The organism is Geodermatophilus sp. URMC 63, from assembly GCF_053502565.1.
Genome location: NZ_CP199956.1, coordinates 3,811,866 through 3,825,151, shown reverse-complemented (window position 1 = coordinate 3,825,151; position 13,286 = coordinate 3,811,866). Strand labels below are relative to the sequence as shown.

The 13,286-nt window shown below is 76.9% G+C and carries 13 protein-coding genes; 7 read left to right on the top strand and 6 right to left on the bottom strand.

The genetic code is table 11. The features are described from left to right. The first annotated feature begins 133 nt into the window (after nt 1-133). Genes ACWIZO_RS18735 through ACWIZO_RS18725 form a run of 3 tightly spaced genes read left to right on the top strand, consistent with a single transcriptional unit; the run spans nt 134 to nt 2,870 of the window. Nucleotides 134-1,666 carry an ATP-dependent DNA ligase gene (locus tag ACWIZO_RS18735; RefSeq protein WP_448639158.1) on the top strand — a complete coding sequence of 511 codons (1,533 nt, stop codon included), beginning with the start codon at nt 134-136 and terminating at the stop codon, nt 1,664-1,666. A 41-nt stretch (nt 1,667-1,707) separates the two neighbouring features. Then, nucleotides 1,708-2,298 carry a TetR/AcrR family transcriptional regulator gene (locus tag ACWIZO_RS18730; RefSeq protein WP_448639157.1) on the top strand — a complete coding sequence of 197 codons (591 nt, stop codon included), beginning with the start codon at nt 1,708-1,710 and terminating at the stop codon, nt 2,296-2,298. Beyond that, nucleotides 2,295-2,870, top strand: coding sequence for a TIGR03086 family metal-binding protein (locus ACWIZO_RS18725; RefSeq protein WP_448639156.1), 576 nt, complete (start codon nt 2,295-2,297; stop codon nt 2,868-2,870). Before ACWIZO_RS18730 ends, ACWIZO_RS18725 begins: the two co-directional genes overlap by 4 nt. Here ACWIZO_RS18725 and ACWIZO_RS18720 read toward each other — a convergent pair. Beyond that, a complete protein-coding gene (locus tag ACWIZO_RS18720; RefSeq protein WP_448639155.1) occupies nt 2,867-3,895 on the bottom strand; it encodes an LLM class flavin-dependent oxidoreductase in 1,029 nt (342 codons plus the stop codon). The genes ACWIZO_RS18725 and ACWIZO_RS18720 overlap by 4 nt on opposite strands. A gap of 520 nt (nt 3,896-4,415) precedes the next feature. Next, complete coding sequence (gene mscL / locus ACWIZO_RS18715) at nt 4,416-4,826, bottom strand: large conductance mechanosensitive channel protein MscL (protein ID WP_448639154.1); 411 nt, start codon at nt 4,824-4,826, stop codon at nt 4,416-4,418. Between the two features lie 160 nt (nt 4,827-4,986). Here mscL and ACWIZO_RS18710 point away from each other — a divergent pair, with 160 nt between their 5' ends. Both ACWIZO_RS18710 and ACWIZO_RS18705 read left to right on the top strand, forming a co-directional pair. Next, on the top strand, nt 4,987-6,642 hold the full coding sequence (locus ACWIZO_RS18710; protein ID WP_448639153.1) for a glycoside hydrolase family 13 protein: 1,656 nt from the start codon (nt 4,987-4,989) through the stop codon (nt 6,640-6,642). Between the two features lie 10 nt (nt 6,643-6,652). Then, nucleotides 6,653-7,036: a YchJ family protein gene (locus ACWIZO_RS18705; RefSeq protein ID WP_448639152.1), complete on the top strand. Its 384-nt coding sequence runs from the start codon at nt 6,653-6,655 to the stop codon at nt 7,034-7,036. Between the two features lie 3 nt (nt 7,037-7,039). On the opposite strand, the gene ACWIZO_RS18700 is transcribed toward ACWIZO_RS18705, so the two are convergent. Next, entirely contained in the window at nt 7,040-7,708 is a 669-nt protein-coding gene (locus ACWIZO_RS18700) for a response regulator (protein ID WP_448639151.1), read from the bottom strand. Next, complete coding sequence (locus ACWIZO_RS18695) at nt 7,705-9,351, bottom strand: sensor histidine kinase (protein WP_448639150.1); 1,647 nt, start codon at nt 9,349-9,351, stop codon at nt 7,705-7,707. The genes ACWIZO_RS18700 and ACWIZO_RS18695 overlap by 4 nt, the downstream gene beginning before the upstream one ends. A 163-nt stretch (nt 9,352-9,514) precedes the next feature. On the opposite strand from ACWIZO_RS18695, the gene ACWIZO_RS18690 reads away from it, so the two are divergent. Beyond that, complete coding sequence (locus tag ACWIZO_RS18690) at nt 9,515-10,930, top strand: cation:dicarboxylate symporter family transporter (protein ID WP_448639149.1); 1,416 nt, start codon at nt 9,515-9,517, stop codon at nt 10,928-10,930. Nucleotides 10,931-11,031: 101 nt separating this feature from the next. Continuing rightward, entirely contained in the window at nt 11,032-12,222 is a 1,191-nt protein-coding gene (locus tag ACWIZO_RS18685; protein WP_448639148.1) for a lycopene cyclase family protein, read from the top strand. A 39-nt stretch (nt 12,223-12,261) separates the two neighbouring features. Here ACWIZO_RS18685 and ACWIZO_RS18680 read toward each other — a convergent pair whose 3' ends face one another. Together ACWIZO_RS18680 and ACWIZO_RS18675 are read right to left on the bottom strand one after the other, a co-directional pair. Next, nucleotides 12,262-12,687, bottom strand: coding sequence for a hypothetical protein (locus ACWIZO_RS18680; RefSeq protein ID WP_448639147.1), 426 nt, complete (start codon nt 12,685-12,687; stop codon nt 12,262-12,264). A 70-nt stretch (nt 12,688-12,757) separates the two neighbouring features. Next, nucleotides 12,758-13,264: a universal stress protein gene (locus ACWIZO_RS18675; RefSeq protein ID WP_448639146.1), complete on the bottom strand. Its 507-nt coding sequence runs from the start codon at nt 13,262-13,264 to the stop codon at nt 12,758-12,760. Nucleotides 13,265-13,286: the final 22 nt, after the last annotated feature.

Genomic DNA, 13,286 nt, shown 5'->3' with positions numbered 1-13,286 from the left:
CGCCGTCGGCCGCTCCCCGCGGACGAGACGGCGGTCGTTGCCGCCGACACGGCCGGACACGCCGCCCCGAACGGCCACGAGTGCCTCCTCGGCGGGCGGAGCCGGTGTCGGTGGCGGCTGCCAGCATGTCTGCGTGCTGCTCGCCGACGTCGTCGCCGCCTCCGCCGCGGTGGCCGCCACCCGCTCGCGCACGGCCAAGGCCCGGGCGATCGCCGGCGTGCTGGAGCGGGCCGAGCCGGGCGAGGTCGGGCCGGTGACGGCGTGGCTGGCCGGCGATCCGGTGCAGGGCCGGCTGGGCGTGGGCTGGCGGACGCTCACCCGCCTCACCCACGACCCGGCCGCGGAGCCGGCCCTGACCGTGGCCGGGGTCGACGCCGTCCTCACCGCGCTGGCCGCGACCTCCGGCGCCGGGTCCGCGGCGCGGCGCGACGAGCTCCTCGGCACGCTGCTGCGCGCCGCGACGGCCGACGAGCAGCGCTTCCTCGTCGGGCTGCTGACCGGCGAGCTGCGGCAGGGCGCGCTCGAGGGCGTCGTCCTCGACGCGGTCGCGGCGGCCGCCGACGTGCCGGCCGACCTCGTCCGCCGCGCCGCGATGCTGTCGGGCTCCCCGGCGGCGACCGCGGCCACCGCGCTGGCCGGCGGCGCCGAGGCGCTCGGGCGGGTGCGGCTGGAGGTGGGCCGCCCGGTGCGGCCGATGCTGGCCAGTCCCGGCTCCTCGCTCGACGCCGCCCTCGCCGACCTCGGCGCCGCGGTGACGGTCGAGCACAAGCTCGACGGGGCGCGCATCCAGGTGCACCGCGACGGGGACGACGTGCGGGTCTGGACCCGCACGCTGCGCGAGGTCACCGGCGCCGTCCCGGAGCTGGTCGCGTGCGTCCGCGGGCTGCCGTGCGAGACCGCCGTCCTCGACGGCGAGACCCTCGCGCTGGACGACGACGGCGCGCCGCGGGCCTTCCAGGACACGATGAGCCGCTTCGGCAGCGAGACCCCCGACGCCGCCGTCGCGCTGAGCCCCTTCTTCTTCGACCTGCTGCACCTCGACGGCCGCGACCTGGTCGACGAGCCGCTGTCGGTCCGGCTCGACGCGCTGGCCGGGCTGCTGGCCGCCGACGAGCACGCGCCCCTGCGGATGCCCGGCGTCCGCCGGCCGACGCCCGAGCAGGCCGCCGCGGTGCTCGACGGCGCGCTGGCCGCCGGCCACGAGGGCGTCGTGGTCAAGGCGCTGGACGCGCCGTACGCCGCCGGCCGGCGCGGCCGGGCGTGGCAGAAGGTCAAGCCGGTGCACACCCTCGACCTGGTGGTGCTCGCCGCGGAGTGGGGCTACGGCCGGCGCACCGGGAAGCTGTCGAACATCTCCCTGGGCGCCCGCGACCCCGACGGCGGGGAGCCGGTGATGGTCGGCAAGACGTTCAAGGGGATGACCGACGAGTTGCTGGACTGGCAGACCCGGACCTTTCCCGGGCTCGCCGCCGAGGAGACGTCGTGGGGCGTGCGACTGCGGCCGGAGCTGGTGGTCGAGGTGGCCCTCGACGGGGTCCAGCGCAGCCCCCGCTACCCGGGCGGGGTCGCCCTGCGCTTCGCCCGGGTGGTGCGCTACCGGCCGGACAGGACGGCGGCCGAGGCCGACGACGTCGACGCCGTCCGGGCCCTCCTGGCCGGGAGCTGACCCCTGGCGCCCACCGGAGTGTGGCTCTAGAGTGTTGCTCCATGAGCGGACGTGGCTCGGCCCGGAGGGTGATCGTCGAGGCGGCGCTGTCCAGCGCCCGGGAGAGCGGCTGGGACGGGACCTCGATGCAGGACGTCCGGCTGCGCGCCGGGGTCAGCAACGGCAGCCTGTTCCACCACTTCCCCACCCGGCAGGACCTGGAGTCGGCGGTGGTCGCCGCCGGGCTGCTCGACCACGACGCGGTCGTGCTGGCGGCGCTCGACGCGGCAGCCGGGGCGCCGGACGGGGTCCGCGAGGTCGTCCGCCGGCACCTGGCCTGGATGGCCGACAACCCGCGGATCGCGCTGCTGCTGCTCTCCGCGCGGCCGGCCGCGCTGCGGGAGGCGCTGCCGGCGGCGGTCACCGAGGACAACCGGCGGCTGTTCGCCGAGGTGGCGGGCTGGCTGCGGCGGCACGGGTGGACCGGTGAGCCGGCGCTGCCGGTCGTCACCGCGCTGTGGCTGGGGCCGGCCAACGAGGTCGCCCGCGGCTGGCTGACCGCGGACGGCGCGGAGCCCACCGGCGTGGTGGCCGCCGTCGTCGCCGACGCGGCCTGGCACGCGCTGCGGCCGCACCTCGAGGAGCAGGCGTGAGCACCGCCCGCGACCGGTACCTGCGGGCGCTCGACCGGGTGGACGGCGTCGTCGCCGGTGTCCGGCCGCGTCAGTGGGGGCTGCCGACACCGTGTCCTGCGTGGGACGTGCGCGCGCTGCTCGGCCACCTGGTCGACGGTCAGGTGCAGGTGACCGCCATGCTGCGGGGTACCCCTCCCCCCGCCCCGACGACCGAGCCCGCCGGCCTGGCCCGGCTGGCCGGACCCGACCCCGCCGCGACCTGGCGGCAGGCTCGGCAGGAGGCGGCCGCGGCGCTGGCGGCGGTACCCGACGACGCGGTCGTGGCCAGCCCGATGGGCGAGCTGCCGGTGGCGGTGCTGCTGGGCACCGCCGTCGTCGAGCCGCTGCTGCACGGGTGGGACCTGGCCACCGCGGTCGGCGTCGCCGCCGACCTCGACCCCGAGACGGCCGAGGTGACGCTGGCCGGCGTCCGCGCCCTCGGCCCGCAGCTGGCCGCGACGGGCATGTACGCCGCTGCGCTGCCCGTGCACGACGGCACGACCGCGGCGGAGCAGCTGCTGGCCCTCACCGGGCGCCGGGCCGGGGGCTAGGCGCCCGCCACCTGGGGGGCGACCTCGGTGCCCAGCAGCTCGATGCCGCGCAGCAGGTCGGCGTGCGCCAACCGCGGGTTGGTCATCTGCAGCGAGATGCGCTGCACCCCGCCGAGCTGCTCGGACACCCGCCGCAGCTTGGCTGCGATGCTGTCCGGGTCGCCCATGAAGAACGCGCCGTTGGGCCCGCTGGTGGCGTCGAACTGGGCGCGGGTGGGCTGGGCGAAGCCGCGCTCGCGGGAGATCTTCGCGAACATCTCGTGCCAGCCCGGGTAGATCGTGTCGGCCGCGGCCTGCGTGCTCTCGGCGACGTAGCCGAACACGTGCAGGCCCACCTGCAGCGTCTCGGGCGCGTGCCCGGCCTGGGCTCCGGCGCGGCGGTAGAGGTCGACCAGCGGCGCGAACTGCCGCGGCTCACCGCCGATGATCGCCACCATCAGCGGCAGGCCCAACAGCCCGGCCCGGATGAACGACTCCGGCGAGCCGCCGACGCCCACCCAGATCGGCAGCGGGTCCTGCACCGGGCGGGGGTAGACGCCCTGTCCGGTCAGCGCCGGGCGGTGCCGGCCGGACCAGGTCACGGTCTCGGACTCGCGGATGCGCAGCAGCAGGTCGAGCTTCTCGTCGAAGAGCTCGTCGTAGTCGGCCAGGGAGAGGCCGAACAGCGGGAAGGCCTCGGTGAACGAGCCGCGCCCGACGACCAGGTCGATGCGCCCCTTCGAGATCAGGTCGAGGGTGGCGAACTGCTGGAACACCCGGACCGGGTCGGCCGCCGAGAGGACGGCGACGGCGCTCCCGAGCCGGATGCGGGAGGTGCGGGCGGCGGCCGCGGCGAGGATGACCGGCGGCGCCGAGTCGTAGTACTCGGGCCGGTGGTGCTCGCCGATGCCGAAGGAGTACAGGCCCACCCGATCGGCGAGCTCCATCTCCTCCAGCAGGTGCTCCATGCGCTCCGCGGGACCGACGACGCGGCCCGTCGAGGGGTCGGTCACCGCCGCCACGAAACTGTCGATGCCGAGGTGCACGGCGCTCCCTCCGGGTCGCGGGCGCCGGGGCCCGCCTGTGGTCAAGCGTTCAACGGCCAGTCAACCAGGAGGGGGCGGTACCGCTTCCCGGACGTGCCCAGCCCCCTCCGGGGAGGCGAGCGGGACCGGTTCCTCCCGTCCGCGGGAGGCGCACGTGACAGCGCCCCCCGCGGCTGGGCCGTGGGGGGCGCCGTGGGGGGCGCTGTCGGGTGTGCGTCAGGCCGCGGGGACGACGTCCTCGCCGGCCTGCCGGGCTGCCGCCGCGCTGTCGTCACCGGCCCGGAGGCCGGCGAGGTACCAGGCGGTGCAGTCCGGGCAGCTGGCAATCCAGACGTGCCGGGGGTGACGCAGGCACGTGGTCGGACGGGTGGTCGGACGGTCGGTCGGACGATGGGTCATCGTGGTGCTCCCTGCCGCCTGTCGTGGCGGCTCGTGACGTTCGGTGCGCTGGTGCAACGCCGTCGCCCGGTCCGGCCATCCGGTCCGGTGGGGTGAGCCCCGTCGCGGTCGCCGGCCCCCGTCACTCGGCCAGCGGCACGACGTCGCGCGTGCAGAACATGCACACCGAGGCGTCCACCGGGATGAAGCTCCTGCAGTGGTCGCACTCCCGGTTGCCCTGGGCTCCGGCGGTCTCGCGCCCGGTCGCCCGCCGGATCGCCTGCACGAGGAACATGATCGTCAGCGCCAGCAGCAGGAAGGACACGAACGCGGTGAGGAACGAGCCGTAGCGGATCTGCGAGCCGTTCACCGTGAGCACGAGGGCGTCGAAGTCCGGCTGTCCGAACAGCGCGGCCACCAGCGGCAGGATCACGTCGCCGACCAGTGACTCGACGACGCCCGCGAAGGCCGCCCCGATCGCCAGGCCGACGGCGAGGTCGACGAGACTTCCGGAGAAGGCGAAGTTCCGGAAGTTCGTGAGCAGCTGACGCACGGGGTTCCTCCTCGCTCGGCGGTGGGCCGGAGCCTAGGGCGGGCGGCGCCCGGCGGCGGAGCAGGCAGGTCGGCGTCGGTGACATCTGCCAAGGGCGGCGGCCGCACTTCGTCGATGCTCGCCTCGCAGCTCCCGCGGCGCGTCTGCCGATCTGGGATGCATGTCCGCTCGACTGGTCGCGGCCGGCACCGGCGCCGCTCCGCAGCAGGTCTCCTGGCCGTCCGCCCCGGGGCAGCTCCCCGAGGACGCGTGGTGGCGCTCGGCCGTCGTCTACCAGGTCTACCTGCGCTCGTTCGCCGACGGCAACGGCGACGGCATCGGCGACCTCGCCGGCCTGCGGGCGCGCCTGCCCTACCTGTCGTGGTTGGGCGTCGACGCGCTGTGGATCAACCCGCACTACCCCTCCGGCGGCGCCGACGGCGGCTACGACGTCGTCGACTACCGGGCGGTCGACCCCGAGTACGGCGACGTGTCCGACGTCGAGGCGCTGGTGGCCGACGCCCGGCAGCTGGGCCTGCGCGTCGTGCTCGACGTCGTCCCCAACCACACCTCCGACCGGCACCCGTGGTTCCAGGCGGCCCTGGCCGACCCGGACTGCCCCGAGGCGTCGCGCTACCACTTCGCCCCGCCGTCGGAGGAGCCGCCGAACAACTGGCGGTCGCTGTTCGGCGGCCCGGCCTGGTCGCGCACCCCCGACGGCCGCTGGTACCTGCACCTGTTCGCCCCCGAGCAGCCCGACCTCAACTGGCGCGACCCCGCCGTGGCCGACGACTTCGAGCGGACCCTGCGCTTCTGGCTCGACCGCGGGGTCAGCGGCTTCCGCGTCGACGTCGCCTACGGCCTGTACAAGGACGCCGGCCTGCGCGACAACCCGGGCAGCTACTCCCCCACCCTGTTCGGCCACGGCCCCGAGCAGGCGATGACCTGGAACCAGCCCGAGGTGCACGACGTGTGGCGCCGCTGGCGGTCGGTGTGCGACGAGTACCCCGGCACGATGCTGGTCGGCGAGGTCTGCCTGGCCGACCTCGACGAGGTGGCCCTCTACTCCCGGCCCGACGAGCTGCACCAGTCGCTGTCCTTCCGGCTGCTCAAGTCGCGGTGGGAGACGCCGGCCTTCGCCGAGGCGATCGGCAGCGCGCTGGAGGCCTTCGGCCGGGTGGGCGCGCCGGTGTCGTGGGTGCTCGGCAACCACGACAAGGACCGCATGGTCAGCCGCTTCGGCGGCGGCGACACCGGCCTGGCCCGCGCCCGCGCGGCGGCGCTGCTGCTGCTGTCACTGCCCGGCTCGGCCTACGTCTACGCCGGCGACGAGCTCGGCCTGCCGCAGGCCGACGTCCCCGACGAGGCCAAGCGGGACCCGATCTTCTTCCGCAGCAACGGCGAGCGCGCCGGCCGCGACGGCTGCCGCGTGCCGATGCCGTGGAACGCCTCGGCCGGGGTGGGCTTCTCTCCCGCCGGCTCGGCCCGACCCTGGCTGCCGGTGCCGTCGGCCTGGCGCCAGCACGCGGTGTCGAGGCAGACCCGCGACTCCGGCTCGGTCCTGAACCTGTACCGCCAGGCGCTGACGATCCGCGCCGAGCAGCCGGCGCTGGGCACGGGCGAGGCCACGGTGAGCACCCGCGGCGACGTCCTCACCGTCCGCTGCACCGGCGGCGGCCGCACGGTGCGCTGCGTGGTCAACCTGGGCGCCGACACCGTCCTCGTCCGCTCCCGCGGCGAGGTGCTGCTGGCCTCCGGGCCGGGCGTGCACGCCTCGGCCCGCTCGGTGGCCCTGCCTGCCGACACCGCCGTGTGGATCGCCGACGACCAGGGGTGAGACTGCGGGCATGGCCCCGCGACGCTGTCCCTGCGGCACCGGGCTGCCCCACGCCGAGTGCTGCGGGCGGCTGCACGACGGGACGGTGGCCGCCGCCACCGCCGAGCAGCTGATGCGCTCGCGCTACAGCGCCTTCGCCGTCGGCGACGCCACCCACCTGCTGGCGACGTGGGACCCGGCCACCCGCCCGCGGTCGCTGGAGCTCGACCCCGCGGTGCGCTGGACCGGGCTGGAGGTGCTGGCCACCACCGGGGGCGGCCTGTTCGACACCGAGGGCACCGTCACCTTCCGCGCGCACTCGCGGGTGGGCGGCGAGGAGCACGTGCAGGCCGAGCGCAGCCGGTTCCGCCGTCTGGAGGGCCGCTGGGTGTACGTCGACGGCGACGTCGGCTGAGCCCTACCGCCAGCGGTACTCCAGCTCCGGGCGGCCCGCGCCGCCGTAGCGCGGCACCCGGTCGACCAGCCCCGTCTCGGCGAGGTACTCCAGGTAGCGGCGCGCGGTGATCCGCGAGGCGCCGATCAGCTCGGCGGCCTCCGCGGCCGACACGCCCGACGCGCCGCGGACGGCGGCGACGACGGCGTCCAGCGTCTCGCGGCCCATGCCCTTGGGCAGCGCCGCCGAGCGGGGCGGGCGGACGGTGCCCAGCACGCGGTCGATCTCCGCCTGCCCGGCCGCCTCGCCACCGCCGGTCAGCCGCGCCCGGTACTCGGCGTAGGCCACCAGCCGGTCGCGCAGCCCCGGGTAGGTGAACGGCTTGAGCAGGTAGCCGACGACGCCGTGCACCGCCGCGGCGCGCACGGTGGCGAGCTCCCGCGCGGAGGTGACGGCGAGGACGTCGACGTCGGCGCCCGCCGCCCGGATCCGCCGGCACAGGTCCAGGCCCGAGGCGTCGGGCAGGTGCAGGTCGAGCAGGACGAGGTCGACCGCCGTGCGCCGGAGGGCGTCCAGCGCCGCCGCGCCCGTGCCGGCGACCCCGACGGTGAGGAACCCGTCGGTGCGGTCGACGTAGGCGCGGTGCGCCTCGGCCGCCACCGGCTCGTCCTCCACCACGAGCACGCGGATCACCGCGCCCCCTCCTGCGCCCGGATCGCGGCGGGCACCGCGAGCGGCAGGGACACCCGGAACTCCGCGCCGGGCCCGGGCCGCACCGTCACCGTGCCGCCGTGCCGCCGGACCGCCTGCTCCACCAGCGCCAGCCCCAGCCCGCGGCCGAGTCCCGCCGGGGCGCCGTCGGGGTCGGTCTTGGTCGACCAGCCGCGCCGGAAGGCGTGCCGCGCCTCCTCCTCGGTCAGCCCGGGGCCGCTGTCCTCCACGCGGATCTCCAGCCGGTCGCCGTCGGCCCAGACGCCCACCTGCACCTCGCGCGGCGGCTCGCCGGCCAGGGCGGCGTCGATGGCGTTGTCGAGGAGGTTGCCCACGACGGTCACCAGGTCGCCGCCCGGCAGGCCGGTGACGCCCACCGACGTGCCGGGGTCGACGTCGAGGTGCACGCCGCGCTCGGCGGCCGTGGCGGCCTTGCCGAGCAGCAGCGCGGCGAGCACCGGCTCCTCGACCGCGCCCACGACCCGGTCGGTGAGCTGCTGCGCCGAGGCCAGCTGCGCGGTGGCGAACTCGACGGCCTCCCGGCTGCGGCCCAGCTCCACCAGCGAGACGGTGGCATGCAGCCGGTTGGCCGCCTCGTGCGCCTGGGCGCGCAGCGACTCGGCGAAGGCCCGCACGCTGTCGCGCTCGCCGGTGAGCGCCTGCAGCTCGGTGTGGTCGCGCAGGGTGACCACCGAGCCGGCCGCCCGCCCGGAGGCGCGCGTGGGCGAGCGGTTGACCAGCAGCACGCGGGTGTCGGTCAGGTGCACCTCGTCGACGCCGCGCTCCGGGCCGGCCAGCGCCGCGGCCAGCTCGGGAGGCAGGCCCAGCTCGTCGAGACGGCGGCCGGCGGGGTCGCCGTCGAGGCCGAGCAGCCGCCGCGCCTCGTCGTTGGCCAGCTGCACCCGCTGCTCCCGGTCGAGCAGCAGCAGCCCCTCCCGGACGGCGTGCAGCACCGCCTCGTGGTGCTCGAGCATCGCGGCCATCGTCGTCGCGTCCAGGCCGCCGGTCTGGCGGCGCAGCCGGCGGCTGACCGCCCAGCTGCCCAACGCCCCGACGGCCAGCGTGACCGCCGCCGTGCCGAGGATCCCCGGCACCGCCGTCGCGAGGTCGGCACCGACGACGTCGACGGTGAGGCCGGCCGACACCAGCGCCACCACGGCGCCGCCGGCGTCCAGGACCGGGCCGGTGGTGCGCACCGAGGGGCCGAGGGTCCCGGTGTAGGTCTCGGTGAAGGTCTCCCCGGCCAGCGCGGGCGCGATCGTGCCGACGAAGGGCCGGCCGATCTGCGCCGGGTCAGGATGGGTGAAGCGGGTGCGGTCGGGCGCCATCACGGTGATGAACGACAGCCCGGTGTCGGCGCGCACCTGCTCGGCGAAGGGCTGCAGGACCGCGGTCGGGCCGGGCCCGGTCACGGCGTCCACCACCAGCGGCGAGTCGGCCAGGCTCTCGACCACCGCGGTCGTGCGCTGCCCGGCGGCCCGCTGCACACCCTCGCGGGCGTCCAGGTAGGCGACCACCGTCGCCGTGGCCACCACGGTGAGCAGGACGAGCGCCTGCAGCCACATCAGCTGGCGGGCCAGGCTCGTCCTCGTGCGGGCCCGCGCGCGTCGGAGGAGGATCGGCACGCTCCGCAGTGTCCCCGCCCGGCGGCCCGGCACGGACCCCTCGCCGCCGGCGTGCACCTCGTGAACGCAATGAACGCATGCGTGACGCCGATCACGGCGTCCGGCCCACTGGGAGCGACCACCGCCCGGCCCCCGGGCGCCGTCCCCACCACCAGGAGCACCCATGGCAGCTGGCACTGCGGCCGGCAAGCGTGACCGCACGCACTGGCTCTACCTCGCCGTCATCGCCGCGGTGGCCCTCGGCATCGCCGTCGGCTTCGCCTTCCCCGAGTTCGCCACCGGCCTCAAGTGGCTGGGGGACGCCTTCGTCGCGCTGATCAGGATGCTGATCGCGCCGGTCATCTTCTGCACGATCGTGCTGGGCATCGGCGCGATCCGGCAGGCGGCCAAGGTCGGCCGGATCGGTGGCCTGGCGCTGGGCTACTTCCTGCTGATGTCCACGGTCGCCCTGGCGATCGGCCTCGTCGTGGGCAACCTCGTGCACCCCGGTGGGGGGCTGCAGCTGTCCGACGAGCTGCGCGGCGCCGGCGCCGACCTGGCCGACACCGCCCACGAGAGCGGCGGGACGACGGAGTTCATCGTCGGCATCATCCCGACGACCCTGGTCTCCTCGCTGACCGACGGCTCGGTCCTGCAGGCGCTGTTCGTGGCCCTGCTCGTGGGCTTCGCGATCCAGGCCCTCGGCAAGGCCGGCGAGCCCGTCCTGCGGGGCATCGGCCACTTCCAGAAGCTGGTCTTCCGGGTCCTCGCCATGATCATGTGGGCGGCCCCGATCGGCGCGTTCGGCGCCATCGCCGCCGTCGTCGGCCAGACCGGGATCGACGCCCTGAAGAGCCTCGCGGTGATCATGCTGGGCTTCTACGCCACCTGCGCGCTGTTCGTGTTCGTCGTCCTCGGCCTGATCCTGCGGCTGGTGGCGAAGGTCAACATCTTCTCGCTGCTGAAGTACCTGGCCCGCGAGTTCCTGCTGATCGTCTCCACCTCGTCGTCGGAGACCGCGCTGCCGCGGCTGATCGCCAAGATGGAGCACGCCGGTGTCAGTCAGCCGGTGGCCGGCATCGTGGTGCCGACGGGCTACTCGTTCAACCTCGACGGCACCGCGATCTACCTGACGATGGCCTCGCTGTTCATCGCCGAGGCGCTGGGCGACCCGCTGTCGATCGGTGAGCAGATCGGCCTGCTGGTGTTCATGATCGTCGCCTCGAAGGGCGCCGCGGGCGTCACGGGTGCCGGTCTGGCCACCCTCGCCGGCGGCCTGTCGGCGCACCGGCCGGAGCTGCTGGACGGCGTCGGTCTGATCGTCGGCATCGACCGGTTCATGTCCGAGGCCCGCGCGGTGACCAACTTCGCCGGCAACGCGGTCGCCACCGTCCTGATCGCCACCTGGACCCGGGAACTCGACCGCGAGCAGCTGTCCGCGGCGCTGTCGGGCCGGTCGCCCTTCGACGAGGCGAACATGATCGACGAGCACGGCGGCCCGTCCGACGCCGAGCTCCCGGCCGACGCGACCAACGCCGGTCCCGGCCAGCGCGACGCCGCGGACTCCCTGCGTCAGGCGGCGACGCCCTCGGCGCGCTGACGCAGGCCGCTCCCGGTGCCCGTCGTCCTCCGGGGCGGCGGGCACCGTCGCGTCCGGGGCCCGGTCGTGCGGCGCCCGCGCGGGTGTGGTCGGCTGCCGCGGTGCCTGTCCTCGACGTGCTGGTGGCGGGCGCCGGGCCGGCGGGGCTGTCGGCCGCGGCCGCCTGTGCCGCCGCGGGGTTGCGCACCGCCGTCGTCGCGCCGTCGGTGCGGCCCTGGCCGGCCACCTACTGCCTGTGGGCCGACGAGCTGGAGGAGGCGGCGCCGGGGCTCGGGCTGGACCCGGCCGCGGCCGCCGCGACGTACGCCCCCACCGTGGTGCGGACCCGCGCCGGCGGCGAGCGGCTGCTCCGCCGGCGGTACGCGCGGCTGCGCAACGACGTCGTCCACACCGCCCTCCTGGCGCGGCTGCGGTCCTCGGGCGGGGAGGTCGTGCCCGGCCGGGTGACCGCGTTGCGCGCCGAGGGCGGGCGGGAGGTCGCCGTCCTCGCCGACGGGCGGGAGCTGGCCGCGCGCCGGGTGCTCGACGCCCGCGGCGGCGGGCCCGGCACCGCGCAGCAGCGGGCCTGGGGCGAGGTGGTGGCCGGCCCGGTGGAGGACGTCGTCCCGGACGGCGGGGCGCTGCTCATGGACTGGGCGGCGCTGGCCGACCCCGCGCTGCCTCCGGCGTTCCTCTACGGCCTGCCGCTCGACGACGGCACGGTGCTGCTCGAGGCGACGTCGCTGGCCGCCCGCCCGCCGGTGCCGCCGGCCGACCTGCGCGCCCGGCTGGCCGCCCTGCTCGACGCGCACCGCCTTCGGCCCGCCGGCGGGTCCGAGCGCGTCGCCATCCCGCTCGACGCCCCGCCGCGCGCCGCCGGTCCCGGTACGCCGCTGGGCGCGGCGGCCGGCCTCGTGCACCCGGCCACCGGCTACAGCGTGGCCGCCTCGCTGCGGCTGGGCCCGCGCGTGGCCGCGGCCCTGGCGGCCGGTGCGGACCCCCGGCCGGTGCTGCGCGCGGCCCGCCCCCGGACGACGGCGGCGCTGCTCGGGCTGGGCCTGGAGGTGCTGCTGCCGCTGGACACCGCGGCCACCGACGCGTTCTTCGCCGCCTTCTTCACCCTCCCCGAGCGGACGTGGGCGGCCTACCTCGACGTCGGCTCCTCCCCCGCCGCGGTGGCCGCGGCGATGAGCCGCACGTTCGGCGCCCTCCCGCCGGGGCAGCGCGCCCACCTGCTGCGCACCGCCGCCCGGCTCGGCGCCCGCGGGACCGCTGCGCGGCTGTCCCGCCGCCGCCCGCCCGCCGTGCGCTGATCCCGTCCTCGGGAGGGCGCACGGGGAGCCGGGAGCGGGTCAGGGGCGCCCACTGTGGCGGGCCAGCCGGTGCAGCCACGGGTGCCGCCGCTCGGTCGGTGCCCCGTGCGCCGGGGCGTCGGCGGGCGAGGCGCCCTGCGCCGAGGCGTCGGAGGGCGAGGTGCCGTGCCCCGGGGCACCGGCGGACGCAGCCTCCGGTGACCCGGCCACCGCGGCGGCCCCGGACCCACTCTCCGGCGGAGGCGGCGCCACCTCGGCCGCCGTCGCGCCGGCGGGCCGGGGGCGGGCGGCCTGCGCACGTTCCGCGACCCGGGCGCGGCTGAGCTGGTGCTGCACGCCGAGCGGGTCGCAGCGGTGCCCGCGGGCGGCGACGTCGTGCCGCGCCTCCCACTGCGCGACGACCTTCTCGCCCGGCGACATCTCCCCCGACCACTCCCGCGACGCGCGGGGCTCCGACGGGTCCACGTCCCTCTCCCCTCGACCGGCCCGGGGCCGGCCCGGGCGTCCTCGGTGCCGGCTGTGCGCCGGCGCCGGCTCAGCTGGGCACCCGTCCCTGCCGGCCGGGTCGCGGCGCGGCGCCCGACCGCACGACGGTCACCGGGCAGTGCGCCACCCGCAGCACCGCGGAGGCCACCGAGCCCAGCGGCCGCCCGTGCGCACTGCCTCGCCCTCGTGCGCCCACGACCAGCAGGTCGGCACCGGAGGAGGCGGCGACGAGCGCGTCGACCGGGGCGCGGTGCTCCGCGCGGCAGTCCACGGCCAGGCCCTCCGCCAGGCCCTCCGGCAGCCCCGCCGCGGCGACGTCCTCGGCCAGCGCCTCCCGCACCGCCCGCTCGTACTCACCGACCGGCGGGACGTACCCGGGCTCCCAGCAGTCCGGCCGCGGCGCCGTCGGGATGCTCCACGCCCGCACCACGGTCAGCGGGAGGCCGGCGCGCCCGGCCAGGACCCCGGCCCAGGCCAGCGCCGCCCGCGCGCACGCCGAGCCGTCCACCCCGACGACGACCCCGCCGTCGCGCTGCGCCCCCGGTGTGGGCTCCACGGCGCGACCTCCTCCGTCACCG